Below are 13790 nucleotides of genomic sequence, written 5' to 3' on the forward strand. Positions count from 1 at the left end.
CCAAGTTTTATCTACAGCTTCATTGCTACTTTCTCACGATGCAAATCGATGCCATCTTTATCGACGGAAAATCCTTTTGAAGACAACCAATCAACAGCATCTTCTATGGAATCCACAAAAATATAATCAATATTGGTATCGCGATACACGCGTTTAAGTTGCGCCTGCGTGGTTGCTCGAACGCTTGACTCTCCCATCACTAATGCCACATGAGTGAGCCCTATGGGATTTACCGAAGCCACACGTTCGTGAAGCAGCGCTTCAGCATCAGGAATGAGTAGTGATTCGCCAACAACACTAACAATATCGCACCAAGCTTTCCCATGTAAGCACTCGGAAAGCGTGCGATACTCACTGGCAAAGCTATTTACACACTCTCTGTTCCACGGCCCATAAGCTTGCGTTAGCACCGCATCACCACAGCGTGTAATAATAAATTCACCATGAGCATACTGCATATAACCACCTAACTACTTCGATAAAATATTAAGCTAGCAAATACCGTTAAGGCGATATATGCCTTTGACTACGAGTTGTTTTGAAACAACACGTAGTCAAAGTATGGTTCAGTATTGAGAAAATTGAAAATTAAGCGGCAAGAATGTTGATCAGCTCAGCAAACGTAGGGCGGCCCTGTATATCAAGCGGCAAACGCAGCTCTCTAGCAATGTCACTCACGCTGATTACGCCACGAATTTCATGGCTGTCTCTGTCCATGACAAGGCAATGGTGCTGCCCGTAGTCTTTGAGTGTTTCTATCACGTCGCCCACTGATGAACGTATTAGCTCACTGAAATCAAACGACATGAGCGAGGTTTTAGGACGCATGAAATCATGAACAGTGAGCTCTTCTCGCTTAATCTTAAGCTCGCTCACACGCTGAATGATTTGCTGTTCACCGACATCGTGACTGGTCACAATACCAATAAAACGGTTCTCACTGTTTACCACCAGCATCATACGCACATGAGACTGACGCATAATCGACTCTATTTTCGTCGCTGGAGTTCGAGCATCAATAACGTGTGGTAAGTGCTGCTTAAAGTCAGTGAAGACCGCCATAGCAGATGATTTTACAGTAATAGTGTTTTCAACAACCGGCCATGCCAATGTATCGATAGCTTCGGTTTTATATAGATTTAAGGCGTGCATACCTTTCTCCTAATCAAAAATAAAAAATTCAGTTTTTTAATGATTAAGTGAAAGAAGGTGGCCCTCGAATGATGTTATCGCGCTGCCTAGTAAAGGCTTTTGCATCAATCGTTTTTCCAGCCGAAAACCGGTATTTTTCCAAGCCGCTGGTGATGTCGACAAACGAAATGCCATCATCAATGTCGTCGTCAGATACTTCAAAAGCGGAGCTTTCCCATTCGCTAATGAGGGTTGAGAGCGTATTTGCACTGTTCGACTGCCCCGCAATATTTTGCACACTTCTTCCCTCTCCCAATACGGAGACGGATACTAGTGATGAAAATAACGCTGGCAGAATAACGGCCAACAAAACGTACGAAACGCGCAAAGCGTACAACCTCTACTGAACTAAACAACATTGAAGCAAAGCAGCCACTTTTGTTACTGCCTATTTAAACTATAAGAGTATTTAGCGCGTTTAATAGAGGTGTTTAGCGCATTTTATCGACCATTAAACGACGCGTCTTCGAAAACTAATCGTGTCGCGACTCAGGTTTGGTGGGTTGTTTGCTGTACATTCGTTCTAAAAACAAGAACGAACACTCCCATTAAATGTGATGTTTAGCCAACGTAATTAGAAATACACTAGATTCAATTGATGCATGAGGTGTTTTTTCAGCGGTCATTTAGCGTTTGAGATAACGCATTAACTGAAGGTCTAAACAACCTGATTGCAAGTAAGTAATAACGGAAGTGATATGAAATCAAGATGGTCCAGACCTATAGTTATTTTGCATTGGATATCTGCCATTGCCATTGTCGGCATGTTTGCTTCAGGGCTGTGGATGGTCGACCTCACATATTACAGCGACTGGTATAAGACGGCACCGCATTGGTACAAGAGTGTTGGATTAATTTTGCTTGCCATCACTGTTATTCGCTTAGTCACGCGCGTTGTTACTTCACGGCCGCCGTCACATGGCACCCCGTTAGAAAAAAGGTTAAGTCGCATAGGTCATGGGCTTCTGTACACCTTGATTATCATGCTATTCGCGAGCGGCTATTTAATTTCAACGGCCGATGGAAGAAGCATCGACGTATTTAATTGGTTTTCTGTACCTGCAATGGGCGAATTCTTTGAAAATCAAGAAGACATTGCAGGAGAGGCCCATTTTTATATTGCGTGGTCAGTGATTGTATTGGCGATCATTCACGCGCTGGCTGCGCTGAAACACCACTTTATTAGTAACGATGACACACTGAAGCAGATGTTACGGCTTCGATGATATTGAGGAAAAAGGAGAAATGATGAAGAAGTTAACACTTGCCTTGGCCGCTGCGCTGTCTTTAAGCACCGCTAACGCCGCAGATTATGTGATTGATAGCAAAGGCGCCCACGCGTCTATCAACTTTAAAATTCAACACTTGGGCTACTCGTGGCTTACTGGTCGCTTCAACGATTTTAAAGGTACTTTTAGTTACGACGACGCAGCACCTAGTGCAGCAAAAATTATGGTGACTATCGATACCGACAGTATCGACTCAAACCACGCAGAGCGTGACAAGCACCTTAAGAGCGACGATTTCTTAAACGTTGACGACTTTCCAGAGGCGAAGTTTGTCAGCACAAAAATTGTCGATAAAGGCAATGGCATGATGGATGTAATGGGTGACTTCACGCTTCATGGTGTAACAAAGCCTATTACAATTGAAGCCAAAAAGATTGGCGAAGGCAAAGACCCATGGGGCGGCTATCGTGCAGGCTTTATGGGCACAACGACGATTGCACTTAAAGATTATGGCATCGACTATGATTTAGGCCCAGCGTCGCAAACGGTAGAATTAGAGCTTCACGTTGAAGGCGTGAAACAATAGCTATTTACATTTAGTCCCAGCGAACTAAATTTATGATTTAAGAAAGCCCCAAACATGGGGCTTTTTTACATGTGGTTAGTGAAGCTTCAGCTTAGGGCTGATGGCCTGACTTAACTTCTTCACAAGGAGCTTTAGAGCACCTTTAATTTTTCCGTGTACTGCAAACTGGTGCATATTATACAAAGAAACGTAAACCAACTTAGCTAGACGCCCTTCAATGAACATACTGCTGTTTGACAGTGAGCCCATTAAGCTTCCAACAGTGCTGTATTTACTTAAGTGAACCAAGGATCCATAGTCCTTGTAAGTAAAATCTTTCGTGTCTTTTTGATTAAATAACGACGTTATATTATGCGCAACAATATCCGCCATTTGGTGGGCAGACTGCGCTCGAGGCGGCACCCACTTCCCATTTTCCTGCTGGAAACCGCAGCAATCGCCTAGCACCCAAATATTCTTATGAGATGAACTGCGAAGCTGCTTATCAACAAGAATTTGATTGGCTCTGTTCGTTTCAAAAAGCGCAAGCTTTGTTATGAAGTCCGGTGCTTTCACCCCCGCAGCCCACACCATTAAATCAGCGTCAATCCGACCACCGTCTTTTGTGATCAGCCCTTTCGCGTCGGCTTCTGCCACCATGGTTTGCTCTTTAATATCTACGCCCAACTTATGCAGCGCTTTTCTTGCAGAGTTTGCTATACGCTCAGGTAGCGCAGGCAATATACGCTCTCCCGCTTCTACGATCGTAATCTTAAGACGAGAAGCTGACATGTCTGGCATTCCGTACGCCTTGGACAAATTCGCCACATGGTGAAGTTGAGCGGCTAGCTCAGTACCTGTTGCTCCTGCCCCGACAATAGCGACATCAATTCTGGCGTCTTTATCTTCTTGCTGATTGATGCGGATTAGTTGATTAAGAAGCGCTCTGTGAAAACGTTCAGCTTGCTTTAACGAGTCAAGAAAGTAGCAATGCTCAGCAACGCCAGGTGTGCCAAAGTCGTTACTCACGCTGCCAACCGCCAGCACTAACTGGTCATAATGAATCTCGCGTTCAGGCAAAACCTGAGTCCCTTCTTCGTCAATTAAAGGCGACAAAGTTATGGTTTGCGCTTGCGCGTTAAGCGAGCACATTTCACCTAATTGAAAGCGGTAGTGGTGAGCTGCAGCGTGGATGGCGTAGTCCACACCGTCTGAATGCTTATCAATTACACCGGCGGCCACTTCGTGTAATAGCGGCTTCCAGATATGGGTTCGACTGCGGTCGACGAGGGTAATTTCGGCTTGTTTCTTTCTCCCGAGGGTGCGGCTTAAGCGACTGGCTAATTCAAGACCACCAGCACCGCCACCAACAATTACTATTTTTTGCATGGGTATACCTATTAACAATCATTCCACGTATGTCGCCTGACCTTTCCAAGCGCTATACATGGCGTGACTGAGACCCATGCTGATGCCTACAGACTACGCCTGATGCCGCTGGGGTACAAGCAAATCACGGCAATAGTCTGTATTTTCAAGATTAATAATTATCTATTACGGTTGCTTATTTGAATCTATAACGTGAACGATGCCGTTATCATGAAGTTTCGAGGCCGCCCAGGAAAATATCGAGGGCCTGTGAAGCTAGTAAAATCGGCGCGTTCAGCGTATTCCGTATCAAATACGTTGTTAACCCGCACATACAATGTAACGTCTTCGTTCACGCTGTAGCGTACACGCGCATGTACCAAGTCATGCCCCTCGTACTCGTTGAGATTTTCAGCGTCGGTGAAATAGCTCGAAACATGCTGCCACTCTAGCTGCGTTTGTACCTTGCTCGACATCTCAAAGCTTAAACGAGCGTTAAACTGAAGCTTTGGCGCAGTATCAATATCATTACCTTTAATGTCTTGTTCACCTGAGAGCTGACTGTGCTCGTAGGTATGCCTTGCGTATGTACCAGCAAAATCTAAGCGCAGTATATCGCTTAACGGTTGGTCAAAAGTAAGCTCTACGCCTCTATGCCACGTTTCGCCGTTGCTTACGTTGAAAAAGTCGCTGTCGCGGTAAATCACATTATCTTTTTGTAGGCTGTAAAGGCTAAGCGTATAGCTGCCGTCAAATAGTGTACCTGTAACGCCCATCTCGATATTATCGGCCGTTACCGAGTCAAGATCAGTAACAGTCTGTGCACGCTGCAAACGATACAGCTCTGTTGCCTGAGGCGCGCGATAGCCTCTTGCGATGCCGCCAAATAACTGTGTTTGAGGATTAAGTTGATAACGAAGTGAAAGCTTCGGACTAAAGTTATCAAAATCATTTTCGCTGTCTGCTGGTCTGGAATATCTGCAGCCGCCAAAACCGCACTGTGTGCCATCTTCGCGTACACGACCAACATTCATATTGTTGGTGTAGTCGTATTGCATAGACTCAAAGCGCCCGCCGACAGAAATAGCCCAACGCTCAGCTTGCCAATTAAAGGTAAAGAAAGGCGCAAATAGCGTGGCATCTACATCATAATCATAGTGTTTACCTGCAGGAATGGTTTCAACCAAAAAGGCTGACCCTTCTGTGGCGCTGTCTTGTGACTGGGTTAATTCACCTTCTGTGTATTCTACGTCTAATCCTATATCTGCACTTAGGCTGTCATTAATGACGTAATGGAACTGAGAAAGCACACCCACGCCTTTTTGGGCATTCGTTTCAAGGGGTTTGCCTGGAAGAAAATGCATTCTAAAACGCATGTTCTGGTTGCGTACGTAAGGTGTAATCGACAGTGCATGACCACCGCTAAAGCTTGTATCGAACTTGCTCCATAGCCTAAAACTTTCTGCTTTTCGAAACGCTTCGGGGTTTGGGTTGCTTTTGGCTATTTGTGTATTTTTGTAGCTTTCAAACCCTTCGATGTAGCCGGCAGTTTCTTGGTCCAGATGGGTATAGGTAAGGCCGCTCGTGATAACCGAGTTATCCCACTCTAGCCTGTGGCGAAGCGAGACTTTCTCTTGGTCAACGCCCTCTTCATTTCGATATCCTGTATCTCTGGTAACACTGGCAGCAATACCCACGCCGCTGCGACCAAAGTATTTCCCTTCTTTAAGCTTTACGCGATGAAACCCATAAGACCCGTAATCAACGCTAACCTCTCCGTCGCCTTGGGTTGTGTCAGGGGTAATCACATTAATCACACCATGTATCGCATTAGAGCCATAAAGCGCTGACGCAGGGCCTTTTATCACGTCAATACGCTGTGCAATTTCACCGTGTGCTTCAAACAGCTCGTTAATATTGCAAAAACCTGCTGCGCGCAACGCAATACCGTCTTCTGCTGCTAAAATTCCGCCGCACGCGCCAGCGCCGGTTAACACTGGCGAACGAAGGGCTGGTAAATACTCTTGCCCATTGCCCCGCTGTACGCCTGCACCCGCAATGTAATTCAGCGACTCTTGGATATGTTGAAATGAAAGCAGCGAAAGCGTTTCTTCTGAAATAGACGACACTGCATAACCGGAAGCATTCATATTTCCCTGTATACGAGAAGACGTGGTTTCAATTCTTTCTATTTCATTGGTTTGTTGAGCGATGGCTGAATGCGATAGCAGAGACACAGCTAACAACGATAGAGGAAAGCTTGGGGCAAAGCGCATTATCTATCCTTATGATGACAAAATGTTTTTTTAGCAACTGATGCTAGTGTATCGTTAATTTAGGCAAAAATGGGTTAAAACTCGCTAAACTGTTGCGGCATTTTGACAATTACGTCATATCTCTGAGTTAAGCGTTGGCGTAGACTTTGCAGTTCGCAGACTTAACTGTCACAACACAAGTCTTAGTTTTATACATTAATACTAATTTACGTGTATCTAACGCATATAGACTGGCAGTACGTTAGTAGATTGCAGCAATGGGTTAATCACTCTTTGCCTGAAGTAAGAACACCAAACTTTGTTCGCTGGAGGAACCATTGGACACACTTATTCCTAGTCTTTCACAGCTTATCGAATTCGCTGTTGCCCCCGTATTTTTACTTACCGGTATTGCGGGCTTCCTCAATGTTATGTCGTCTCGGCTGGGCCGAATATCAGACAGGGTGAGGGTGGCGGAAAGACAGATTCATACTCTATCAGACCCGCATATTGTCGATCGCTCAAAAAAAGAAATTAAGGTGCTATGGCGCAGAGTAAAAGTGATTAACTGGGCGATAGGGCTGTGTGTCGCCGCTGGACTGATGGTGTGTACCGTCATTATGGCGCTGTTTTCTGGGTCTCTATGGGTTGTCGATTTAAAAACACCAGTCATCGTACTATTCATACTGGCTATGATGTTTCTAATCAGTGCGCTCATTGTTTTTCTGGTTGAAGTAAAACTTGCGACAAATACCATAAATATGGTCAGAACCATCCGCTAACCACGTATCGACAACGGCTTGCTCGCTGGCGTTCAATTGATCCCATCAGCGACACACCAAAAAGGCGGATAGAGCGTAATGTTTACCTTCTCTATCCGCCTACTTATTTTTAGGGTGTCGCGATTGGCTTAGTTTTGAAACTAACATTCATATGCAAAGAAGCAACGTTGCCTCAATGTTTGCCATACTATCGACTACTCGTCCTCAGCGAGTGTATCTAATACAGAAAACAGAACGTTAGCGCCAATTCGCGACACTTCTTGGTCGTACTTGTTCTCTACGTTAACGCCTTCTTGACCGCCAGCCAAATCACTAATAGCTCGAACAATAATCCAGTCAACGTCGTTAACGGTACATACTTGACCTATTGCGGCTGACTCCATCTCAGTTACTTCGGCATTGAACACGTCTCTTGTCCACTTTCGATACTCGCGGTTATCCATAAAGACAGACCCGGTAATACCATTTCCGCCTACAAAGAGCTCGGCATCCCGCTCACCAAGCACGCGCTGCGTTGGCATAGTGCTCATAGCTTGTTTCGCCGCAGTTAAAAGACGCGGTGTCGCGCTGAAATAGGCGGTATCTTGTGGTTTATCCATCCCCTCTTTCACAATAAGCACTTCGTCAGGATGAATGAAGTGAAAGGGCTTATATTTTGGTGTGTGAGGATCTTTAGCGCGGCGTTCATCTTGCTCTTCAATGAACCTTGCATAATATTCAGGCAGTATGTATTCCCCCGGAGCATTCGGATCTTCATTGGTGTACACACTCTCATCATGGTAGTACCAACGCGCCGGAACAATGACGTCACCCGGTTGCCATTTTGGGTTAACCGCTCCCGCAATCCCCATGTAAACCACTTGCTTAACCGGAAAGTAATCCAACGCCATCTGCATAGTCATAGCAGCGTTTGCAATGCTCATTCCCGTAGCGAATATTAATATTGGCTCGTCGTGATAGGTACCTATGCGATACGTAACGCCTTTGATGGTTGTGGTTGTGTGAATGGATGCATTGGGATCTTGCTCAATACGATTAAGGATACCCTGCATTTCGGGTGCGTAGGCTACGGTAACAGCAGTAAACGCAGGCTGTGAGAACGCGGCGGGCCCGTATGAAGCGCCATCGGACGTTTTAGTAGAAGTACAACCGCCCATCCACGAGGTGGAGAGCAGAACAATAATCATCAAAGTAAACTGTTTCATTCGCGATTCTCAGCTGCATAGTTAGTGAATAGTTAAACTAGCACTTTAATCGGGCAAAGAAACGCTGGATTTCAATAATTTACCATTTAAAAACATAAAGAAAACATCTTTAAAACAAGGTGAGCTCCAAAATTACTTTTGGCTACAAATGCGAAGAGAATGCATAACTTTCCAATGTAAGCATTGCGTAAAGACCTGCTTCAAAAGCGTTCATCAACGTTAAAATACGGTAGAATTCGACTATTTCCGTCGTTAATTTGCTACAAATGAACAGTCAAGATACTGCGGCCAATAAAAAGGATTAACTAAGCGCCATGAATACTAAATTACTTCGCTCTCTTCAGGTTTTTGTTGCAGTAACAGATAGCGGTAGCATGAGTGTAGCTGCTAGAGAGCTGCACATGACTGTCTCTGCTATTAGTCAGCAGTTAAGAAAGCTAGAACACGATATCGGCCTTAGCCTTTTTAACCGAAATACCCGAAGCTTGAGCCTAACGGAAGCAGGGCGCGTCTATTACGAAACCAGTAAGCAAATGCTGCAAACCGCAGAACTTGCCCAGCAAAAAATTGAAAGTCTGCAGGATGATCCCACAGGTAAAATAAACATCATCGCGCCGGAGGGTTTTGGCGGAGGACTGTTAAGCGAGCCACTGAAAAAGCTTTGTGAAGAATTTCCTAAAATAACTATTTCTTTAACCGTAACTGACGAGCCTAAAGACATTATCGCTTCCAGTGCCGATCTTGTTCTTTGCTTCGCCCCAGTCTCAGATACAAATTTCAGCAGTTTGGTACTCGCGACCTGGAAGCGCATTTTATGTGTCTCTGCAGACCATCCACTTGCAAACGAAACTCTGACTTCGCCTGAAGCGCTTAACGCGCATACATACATTGCTCACAGACATATTGAAGAATACGTCATGAAGCACGAAAGCGAAGGCGAGTATGAATTGGATACACAACGCATTGATGTCAACTCAATGCAGACATTGATTAAACTTACTCAAGATAGTGTTGGCTATGCGGTTCTTCCCGAACCAGAAGTGAGACATCTATTAAAGTCTGGTGAAATGAAGCAGCTCTTCACTGACTGGGAGTTACCAGATTATACGGTTTATGCGGTTACACCGAAAAGGGAGCTAATGCCTGCAAAAATCGGCGCAGCAATTACATGTCTTCAAGATTTATTTGCGCAAATTTAGTCGTTAAACAGCGCACAAGAACCCCATCGCACATAAAAAATGCGACGTTATACCAGTGTGCAAAGGTCATTACCAAAAAGGCAGCGTAAATACGCTGCCTTTCTTATTTGACTTGGCTTCTTTGAAATTAGAAGCGAGTGTTCATTTGAACACTTAGAATGTGCGCAGTAGCTGACTGTGTACCAGAGAAGTTAGTGGTAAAGTCAGTACCAGGAAGAACATTGCTTAGAATCGTTCTATCTTTGTCGATATTCGCTTCACGGCCATCAATGAATACGTAAGCCACGTCTATTGATGTATCTTCGCTAACCGTGTAAGTCATACCACCAGAGAACCAATGACGGTCTGTATCTGGGATACTTAGTGAGCGATTTTCTACCGATACCACACCATCATCATAAGCATAGCCAGCACGAAGGGTAATTTCATCGTTTAGGATGTAAGTTACACCAAGCGCTGCACGCCATGAGTCGTCGAAATTCTCTTCTTTAATTAGGAAATCGATGCCGTCTTCTAGGTTAGCTTCAAGCTTCTCAAACGTACTCCAGTCAGTGAAAGTAACACTTGCTTGTACAGACCACTGATTGTCAATTTTTTGATCAATCGCTAGCTCTGTAATCGCAGCAAGGTTCAAATCTAGACTACCAGGCTGGTTTAAGTTGATAGGAAACACTGGCGTCTCTGAAGATACCGCGCCTTCTAGTTCTAGTTTCGTTTCTGCACGGTATGAAAGCGCAACATTAGTCATATCAGTTGGTTGCCAGAAAATACCGGCGTTCCAACCATAGCCCCAATCGTCACCTTCCATGCTAAACAGTGAATTGCCAGGAGTAAGCGTAGGCAATGTAATACCTAATGCTTCTGCTGTTGGTGCTAGGCCTGCAACAGTGCCCGCTAGCGTGTTTGATACACCAGAACCAATTTCAGCTTCAGCGTAAGTGATGTTTAAACCAAAACCTACCATAAGCTGCTTATTTACTTTATAAGATACAGCAGGGTTTAGGGTTACCGTTTTTACTTCAGCTGTGTCAGCAAAATGCAGCGCACCAAAATCATCAGAGTAATCTGAACGAAGACCGTAGGTTGTGAATACACCTACACCAGCAGATAGCTTTTCATTAATTGGGCTTACATAAAAGAATCCTGGAACAAAAGCAGTATCTGCAATGTTGTCTTCTGCTGCTGGCATAGGTTGGCCAACTGGGGCTTCGCCTAACGCATAGCTAACATCACCATCGATATCTACGTTCGGATCGATAAAGCTTACTGATGCACTGAACTCAGCTTCTTTAAATACACCAATCGCTGCAGGGTTAGTTGCTAAAATGGAGGCATTCTCTGGCTTAGCTGCTTGACCAGCCATGGCACGGCCTAGACCGTTTGCACTGTGTTCATTAACTTGGAAACCAGCTGCCAGCGCAGAAGAAGAGGCTAAGGTAGCAAGCGCTAAGCAAACTGAGGCACGTAAAGAAAACTGTTGCTTCATAAGATACTCATTGTAAAAGGGGAAAATTGCATCGGGCATTCTACGGATCTGAGTACTTTTGTTCAATGCAAGTAAACGCCATTTACGCACTTTTATCGCATTTTTTACAATTATAGCTACAACTTCGACGCATTTATAAACAACTTTGATAAAACGAAGTTAACAAAAGATCTCAATCTTGTTAACGCCATTTTAATTAACTATCACTAACACCTATTGGAAATGCAAAAAGGTTTCACTCAAATTTATAAACAAGCTGTGTTATAGGTTGTGTTTATGTCTATAACCCCCACCCTATTTTAAACAGCGCAGATGTAACCGTGTTTAGCGATGCGCTTTTACATTCGATAAGACGTCGACCATTTGTGCTTGTAACAGGAGGACACCATGTCAACATACAAAGCAATTACACTCGTTAATCGCCCCCATGACAGAAAAATTGGGCCACATTTATTTGAAAGCAAAGAGCTCGAAATTCCCACGCCTAAAGACGGTCAAATTTTGATAAAGCAAACTCACATGTCTTTAGACCCTGCGATGTTAGGTTGGATGAGTGAAGACAGAGAGAGTTATATTCCACCTGTGGAGCTTGGCGATGTAATGCGCTCAAGCGGTGTGGGCGAAGTGGTTGAGTCTAACAACCCTAATTTTTCGGTAGGCGACAAAGTTATGGGAATGACTGGCTGGAGTGAATATGTGCTCAGTGACGGTTCTGGTTTTAACAAACTTCAGCCTGGCATTACTGAGGAAATGGCCCTTTGTGTTTTTGCACTACCAGGCCTAACGGCCACAACAGGTTTATATAATTTTGGCCAGCCCAAAGAAGGTGAGACACTTATTGTTACGGGTGCAGCAGGTTCTGTAGGCTCAATTGTAGGTCAGCTTGCTAAAGCAGACGGGCTGCGTGTAATTGGCGTAGTAGGAAGCGAAGACAAAGCCGATTGGATTGTTAACGAGCTTGGGTTTGATGGCGCTATAAACTACAAAACCGACAATTTAGAAGAAAAGTTAGCCGAACTAACACCAAATAAAATAGACGTCTTCTTTGAAAATACGGGCGGTCCTATTCAGCAGCACATTTTTAACAGAATGAATGCCCATGGCCGAATTGTGGTATGTGGAATGATTGCCGATTACCAGTCTGAAAAGCCGTCACCGGGCCCGAACTGGATCCCGCTGATTAAAAAGCGAATTAACATTCGCGGTTTTGCTATGCCTGATCACTGGGGTGAAATCCCACAACTACTGCAAAAGCTTTCGCCTTATGTTCAACAAGGTAAAATCAAGTACCGTGCACACACTGTGGAAGGCTTAGAGAACGCCGAGAAAGGCCTAAATATGTTATTTGAAGGCAAGAACACCGGCAAGATGATTGTGAAGCTGTAAGCCAATCGTGAAAAAAAAGCGCAGTGTTAGGCTAAGCACTGCGCCTGATTTAATACAAACTGGGCTTTGCCTTTTTCTTTTGCTTCGTAAAGTGCTTTATCTGCTTCGTCAATAAGGCAATCGATTGACATGTTCTCGGCCGACTTGGCAAACACCACACCAATGGAACAACTCATTAAAGGATGCTTTGCATCTTGAGCATGTTCTAATGCGACTTCTGTCCACTTATTCAAGAGTGCATCACAGTGCTTCTCAACTTGTTCTTTCTGAATGTCGCTCAATACAACAATAAACTCTTCGCCACCGTACCGACCTAATATGTCTGTCTCTCGCTTAAAGACCTGCTTCATAATGCGGGCTTGTATTTTTATGGCTTCATCACCCTGCTGATGACCAAAACAGTCGTTATATTTTTTAAAATCATCTAAGTCGAGCATCATCACAGCCATCGACACTTTATGACGCTTACTCAACGCCAACAGTTTTTCACTCTGCTCTCGTAACGCACGCCGATTCAATAAATCAGATAAGGGGTCAAATTTGCTAAGTTTAAGTAGCCTGTCATTGGTTTCTTTTAACATGCGTACGCTGCGATCTAACCGATAACGGGCATAGACACAAATAAACAAAGACCCAGATACAAATGCCATTGAAATTGGAACTCTGTCACCATAAACCGGCGCAACCCACATTAACCCCAAAAAACCCAGAATGTTGATGACGTTGGCTGCTAGCGCTAATTTAAAGGCAATACCCAGCGCAAACACACAGAAGAAAGCATATAAAATTGTGCCCTCGTAGGGGAAAATGAAGCTGTGCTCTTCCCAGCAAACCCATATTAACCAGTAGTTGCTGTAAGAAAGCGCAATAAGTAACCCTGCGAAAATGTAGGCTCGATGCTGAATGAACCTGCGCCAGAAGGAGAGTACAACAACGACGAGTATAATAGGGAATTGAAGAAGTAAGCGATCGAATATGTACAGCTCGTACATGCTGCTTGGTAGTAGCATCAAGTCAGCAGCCATAAAGGCAAGCACAAGTACAGCACCAATGATCAGCGCAATTCTCAGCCGAAGTAGCTCGCGGGGTTTATTGATTTGCACACGCCACCTTAAGCAATAAGT

Annotated in this window: 13 protein-coding genes; 5 read left to right on the plus strand and 8 right to left on the minus strand. The window is 44.4% G+C overall.

From position 1 onward, the window contains the following. Nucleotides 1-11: 11 nt before the first annotated feature. The 3 genes from ACFI6J_RS03710 to ACFI6J_RS03720 all read right to left on the minus strand — a co-directional run bounded on the left by ACFI6J_RS03710 (nucleotide 12) and on the right by ACFI6J_RS03720 (nucleotide 1429). Nucleotides 12-458: a hypothetical protein gene (locus ACFI6J_RS03710; protein WP_014951188.1), complete on the minus strand. Its 447-nt coding sequence runs from the start codon at nucleotides 456-458 to the stop codon at nucleotides 12-14. 130 nt (nucleotides 459-588) lie between these two features. Then, nucleotides 589-1152, minus strand: a complete 564-nt coding sequence (locus ACFI6J_RS03715; protein ID WP_014951189.1) for a CBS domain-containing protein — start codon at nucleotides 1150-1152, stop codon at nucleotides 589-591. 43 nt (nucleotides 1153-1195) lie between these two features. After that, nucleotides 1196-1429, minus strand: a complete 234-nt coding sequence (locus ACFI6J_RS03720; RefSeq protein WP_014977718.1) for a hypothetical protein — start codon at nucleotides 1427-1429, stop codon at nucleotides 1196-1198. A gap of 460 nt (nucleotides 1430-1889) precedes the next feature. On the opposite strand from ACFI6J_RS03720, the gene ACFI6J_RS03725 reads away from it, so the two are divergent. Further along, nucleotides 1890-2417 carry a cytochrome b gene (locus ACFI6J_RS03725; RefSeq protein WP_156087179.1) on the plus strand — a complete coding sequence of 176 codons (528 nt, stop codon included), beginning with the start codon at nucleotides 1890-1892 and terminating at the stop codon, nucleotides 2415-2417. A gap of 22 nt (nucleotides 2418-2439) precedes the next feature. After that, on the plus strand, nucleotides 2440-3006 hold the full coding sequence (locus tag ACFI6J_RS03730) for a YceI family protein (RefSeq protein ID WP_014951192.1): 567 nt from the start codon (nucleotides 2440-2442) through the stop codon (nucleotides 3004-3006). A 75-nt stretch (nucleotides 3007-3081) separates the two neighbouring features. Here the strand turns inward: ACFI6J_RS03730 and ACFI6J_RS03735 are convergent, their stop codons facing one another. Then, nucleotides 3082-4374: an NAD(P)/FAD-dependent oxidoreductase gene (locus ACFI6J_RS03735; protein ID WP_014951193.1), complete on the minus strand. Its 1293-nt coding sequence runs from the start codon at nucleotides 4372-4374 to the stop codon at nucleotides 3082-3084. Nucleotides 4375-4559: 185 nt separating this feature from the next. Further along, a complete protein-coding gene (locus ACFI6J_RS03740) occupies nucleotides 4560-6629 on the minus strand; it encodes a TonB-dependent receptor (protein WP_156087181.1) in 2070 nt (689 codons plus the stop codon). A 317-nt stretch (nucleotides 6630-6946) separates the two neighbouring features. On the opposite strand from ACFI6J_RS03740, the gene ACFI6J_RS03745 reads away from it, so the two are divergent. Further along, complete coding sequence (locus tag ACFI6J_RS03745) at nucleotides 6947-7390, plus strand: DUF2721 domain-containing protein (protein ID WP_014951195.1); 444 nt, start codon at nucleotides 6947-6949, stop codon at nucleotides 7388-7390. A 194-nt stretch (nucleotides 7391-7584) separates the two neighbouring features. On the opposite strand, the gene ACFI6J_RS03750 is transcribed toward ACFI6J_RS03745, so the two are convergent. Next, nucleotides 7585-8595 (minus strand): 5'-methylthioadenosine/S-adenosylhomocysteine nucleosidase family protein, encoded by a 1011-nt coding sequence (locus tag ACFI6J_RS03750; protein WP_156087184.1) that lies wholly within the window; start codon nucleotides 8593-8595, stop codon nucleotides 7585-7587. A gap of 314 nt (nucleotides 8596-8909) precedes the next feature. On the opposite strand from ACFI6J_RS03750, the gene ACFI6J_RS03755 reads away from it, so the two are divergent. After that, nucleotides 8910-9794, plus strand: a complete 885-nt coding sequence (locus ACFI6J_RS03755; protein ID WP_156087186.1) for a LysR family transcriptional regulator — start codon at nucleotides 8910-8912, stop codon at nucleotides 9792-9794. Between the two features lie 127 nt (nucleotides 9795-9921). Here ACFI6J_RS03755 and ACFI6J_RS03760 read toward each other — a convergent pair whose 3' ends face one another. Beyond that, the gene (locus tag ACFI6J_RS03760) at nucleotides 9922-11280 is read right to left on the minus strand and encodes an OmpP1/FadL family transporter (protein WP_014951198.1); all 1359 of its coding nucleotides are present in this window, start codon (nucleotides 11278-11280) and stop codon (nucleotides 9922-9924) included. 387 nt (nucleotides 11281-11667) lie between these two features. Here ACFI6J_RS03760 and ACFI6J_RS03765 point away from each other — a divergent pair, with 387 nt between their 5' ends. Further along, entirely contained in the window at nucleotides 11668-12666 is a 999-nt protein-coding gene (locus ACFI6J_RS03765) for an NADP-dependent oxidoreductase (protein WP_061096130.1), read from the plus strand. A gap of 26 nt (nucleotides 12667-12692) precedes the next feature. Here ACFI6J_RS03765 and ACFI6J_RS03770 read toward each other — a convergent pair whose 3' ends face one another. After that, entirely contained in the window at nucleotides 12693-13769 is a 1077-nt protein-coding gene (locus ACFI6J_RS03770; RefSeq protein WP_156078988.1) for a GGDEF domain-containing protein, read from the minus strand. Nucleotides 13770-13790 lie beyond the last annotated feature (21 nt).

Source organism: Alteromonas sp. G4i13, from assembly GCF_054960505.1.

What these genes read in the sequence shown, in the direction of transcription:
- ACFI6J_RS03755 (WP_156087186.1), top strand. Translation starts at nt 8,910, where the DNA reads ATGAATACTAAATTACTTCGCTCTCTTCAGGTTTTTGTTGCAGTAACA.
- ACFI6J_RS03710 (WP_014951188.1), bottom strand. Translation starts at nt 458, where the DNA reads ATGCAGTATGCTCATGGTGAATTTATTATTACACGCTGTGGTGATGCG.
- ACFI6J_RS03750 (WP_156087184.1), bottom strand. Translation starts at nt 8,595, where the DNA reads ATGAAACAGTTTACTTTGATGATTATTGTTCTGCTCTCCACCTCGTGG.
- ACFI6J_RS03740 (WP_156087181.1), bottom strand. Translation starts at nt 6,629, where the DNA reads ATGCGCTTTGCCCCAAGCTTTCCTCTATCGTTGTTAGCTGTGTCTCTG.
- ACFI6J_RS03725 (WP_156087179.1), top strand. Translation starts at nt 1,890, where the DNA reads ATGAAATCAAGATGGTCCAGACCTATAGTTATTTTGCATTGGATATCT.
- ACFI6J_RS03715 (WP_014951189.1), bottom strand. Translation starts at nt 1,152, where the DNA reads ATGCACGCCTTAAATCTATATAAAACCGAAGCTATCGATACATTGGCA.
- ACFI6J_RS03735 (WP_014951193.1), bottom strand. Translation starts at nt 4,374, where the DNA reads ATGCAAAAAATAGTAATTGTTGGTGGCGGTGCTGGTGGTCTTGAATTA.
- ACFI6J_RS03760 (WP_014951198.1), bottom strand. Translation starts at nt 11,280, where the DNA reads ATGAAGCAACAGTTTTCTTTACGTGCCTCAGTTTGCTTAGCGCTTGCT.
- ACFI6J_RS03765 (WP_061096130.1), top strand. Translation starts at nt 11,668, where the DNA reads ATGTCAACATACAAAGCAATTACACTCGTTAATCGCCCCCATGACAGA.
- ACFI6J_RS03730 (WP_014951192.1), top strand. Translation starts at nt 2,440, where the DNA reads ATGAAGAAGTTAACACTTGCCTTGGCCGCTGCGCTGTCTTTAAGCACC.